Source organism: Kitasatospora sp. NPDC098663 (assembly GCF_044760075.1).
Taxonomy (GTDB): domain Bacteria; phylum Actinomycetota; class Actinomycetes; order Streptomycetales; family Streptomycetaceae; genus Kitasatospora.
In genome coordinates, this window is record NZ_JBIWAP010000124.1 from 1 (window position 1) to 2,678 (window position 2,678).

At 68.4% G+C, this 2,678-nt stretch carries 3 protein-coding genes and 1 pseudogene; 2 read left to right on the plus strand and 2 right to left on the minus strand.

Annotated elements, in window-relative coordinates:
* Both ACIQVZ_RS42330 and ACIQVZ_RS42335 read right to left on the minus strand, forming a co-directional pair.
* Positions 1-1,201, minus strand: a 1,201-nt coding sequence (locus ACIQVZ_RS42330; RefSeq protein WP_402458500.1) for a tyrosine-type recombinase/integrase, incomplete at its 3' end; no start/stop codon positions are given.
* On the minus strand, positions 1,198-1,815 hold the full coding sequence (locus tag ACIQVZ_RS42335; protein ID WP_402458503.1) for a helix-turn-helix domain-containing protein: 618 nt from the start codon (positions 1,813-1,815) through the stop codon (positions 1,198-1,200). The genes ACIQVZ_RS42330 and ACIQVZ_RS42335, both read right to left, overlap by 4 nt.
* A gap of 100 nt (positions 1,816-1,915) precedes the next feature.
* Here ACIQVZ_RS42335 and ACIQVZ_RS42340 point away from each other — a divergent pair, with 100 nt between their 5' ends.
* Complete coding sequence (locus tag ACIQVZ_RS42340) at positions 1,916-2,209, plus strand: integrase (protein WP_402458505.1); 294 nt, start codon at positions 1,916-1,918, stop codon at positions 2,207-2,209.
* A gap of 145 nt (positions 2,210-2,354) precedes the next feature.
* Positions 2,355-2,678 (plus strand): annotated as a pseudogene (locus ACIQVZ_RS42345) (ISL3 family transposase); the annotation flags it as partial.

The following is a 2,678-nucleotide window of genomic DNA, read 5'->3' on the forward strand; positions in this document are numbered from 1 at the left end:
TGGCCTGGCGCCGCTTCTGGTCGCGCAGGACGTCGGCGGTCTCGACGTCCATGGCGACCGTGCGGAAGCCGGAGCGGGTCTTGGGGGCCCCGGCCCGGATCTCCCAGCCGTCCTGGCCGAGCTGCTCGGCGACCGTGAGCTGCTTGTTCTTCCAGTCGATGTCGGTCCAGCGCAGGCCGCAGGCCTCGCCTCGGCGCAGGCCGCGGAAGGCGATCACGTGGAAGAGCGCGTAGAGGCGGTGGTCGATGGTCACCAGGAAGTCGAGGAACTCGCCTACCTGCTCGGGGGTCCACACCATCACCGGCGAGGGCTTCTCGCCGGTGCGCTTCCACTGCTCGATGCGCTCGGGTGTCCACAGCAGCGCCTTGGGGTTGTCGTAGCGCTCCAGCTCGACGAACTCGCAGGGGTTGAACGGCGCGATCAGCTTCTGGCCGATCGCGACGTTCAGCGCCGCTCGCAGGGTGGAGAGGATGTTGCGGTGGGTCGGCGCCTTCGTCAGCCGCCGGAACGGGGGCAGCTGTGCGAGCTGCTCTCGAAGTTCCTTCCGGTGGGCGCGGTTCTCCTGGCCCTTGTTGGGGACCGTCTTGAGCAGGTCGAGGAGGGCGCGACGGGCCTTGTTGTTTGCCTCCAGCTCGATGTTGTTCGAGGCGATGGCGTCGAACATCTCCGTGACGTGGTCCACCCGCAGTTTGCGTACGTTCAGCTCGCCGAGATGGGGCTTGAGGTGGCAGCGGATGTCCACCTCGTAGCGTTCCGCCCCGCGCGGGCGCAGCGACTTCTTGCCCTTGATCCACCGGTCGAGCCACTGCCCGACCGTCATCTCCGAGGCAAGGTCCTGCTGGTCCTGGTGCCGCTGCCGCAGGTCGTCGTAGTCGGGGAGAGGCTTGTCGTGCTTCGCGCACTGCTCCAGCAGGTCGCTGATCGTGGTGCGCGCGGTCGTGTCCTCGCCGGCTATCGCCAGCAGGGCCTTGGCCGAGTTGAGGTGCGTCGTCGCCTTGGCGCTGGTCTCGAAGCCGGACTTCCGGTAGCGGCGGCGACGGTCGAGGCCGTCCTCCGTCTTACCGGGAGCCAGTTCTTGGTCGACGTACCAGAGGCCGTGGCGCGAGTTGCGCCGCTTCGGGCAGGAAGCGCCCCACTGGAGGCCGGTCTCCGGGTTGCGGCAACCGCAGCGGCGGTTGACGGAGCCCTTGAGGGGTTTCACGAGTCCTCCGGGTCGACGAACGCGATCGTGGGCGGAAGCGGCGGCGGAAACGCGCCCATCTCCCGCAACTGGCGGCGGGCGGCGAGGACGTCCACACGATCGCGGTGCGCGACGTCCTCCAACTGCTTGGCGGCCTCGTTGACCCGCTGGTAGTCGTCCGGGTCGGCAAGCTGCGCGTCCCGCCTTCGTTCCTCTGCCTGCCCGGTCGACAGCATGGTTGTGCGGACGAGCCGATTGTGCCGGCGAAGGGCGAGGAGCACGGCCTGCGGCTGGCTGCCGGCATCGGATGGCTCTTCGCCGGTGACCCAGACGAGCGCTTCTGCCGTCGGCAGCTCAAGCGTGGGGGTCGCGTGGACGGTAGGTTCCTGGTCCAGCGGGACGATCAGCGCGACCGGGGGCATCTCAAGCGCCCGGGCGAGGACCAGGACCTCGCCCTGACTCAGCTCGCGTTGTCCGGCCTCCATTCGGGAGATGACCTGGCGGTTGATGGCGACGCCAAGGTCAGCGCATCGCTTGCCGAGCGCGTCGGCGCTCAGCCCCAAGGACTTTCGGCGACTTCGGATGGCGGCGCCCGTTGCGGTCGCCAGGGCGGTAGTCCATTCACTCTGCTCCATGGGTGAGCAGTATTCCATGTCGCCCGCTCATTTGGTGAGCATGTGATACCAATTTCTCTGTCGGGGAACACCGACGCAGCCAGATGACCAGGAGATCCCCATGGACGCCCGTCCCGGTGTTGCCAGCGAGTTCCACCCGGCGATGACCATCGCTGAGCTGATCAACCTTCCGACCTGCGTGAACCTGGACACCGCCAACCAGGCCCTCGGGCTTGGGCGCACGACCGGCTACGCGCTCGCCCGCAGCGGGCAGTACCCGGTGCCGCTGATCCGCGCGGGCCGCGCGTACCGAGTGTCCACCATCGAGGTCGCCAAGCTTCTTGGCCTGACCGTGCCCGACGCGGTCGACGTTCCGGCTCGCGTGCGTGTGGGCTCCCCACTCGTTGCGGCCTGAGTCGGACGAGGAGGTATCGACGCGTGAGCCGGTCACAGATGGGCACCGCTGGCGGTCGGCCGTATCAGGCCTTGACGTAGGCCCGCAGGCCCTCGGGGGTGTCCCAGCCGTAGGTGGAGAAGCCCCGGCCGTCGTCGCCCGCCAGGTACCCGTCACCCGCCTGCTGCGTGAGATCAAGGAGCTGGCTACACCGGCAGCGCGAACCTCCTGGTCCGCTACCTCGCGCAGGGCCGCGCCGAGGGCGGCAACCCATCACCACCCCACGGCGCTTCGCCCGCCTCCTTCTCAGCTCCCCCGAGAACCTGCGCGACATGGACGCGGCACTGCTGGGGGGCTCACCGAGGCCTGCCCCGAGATGACTGACCTCGCCTGCCTGACAAGAGAGTTTGCGCAACTTCCGACACCGGAGGAGGGTAACGACGTCAAGGTCACCGACTGGATCACGTCGGTTCGCGCTGTCGACCTGCCC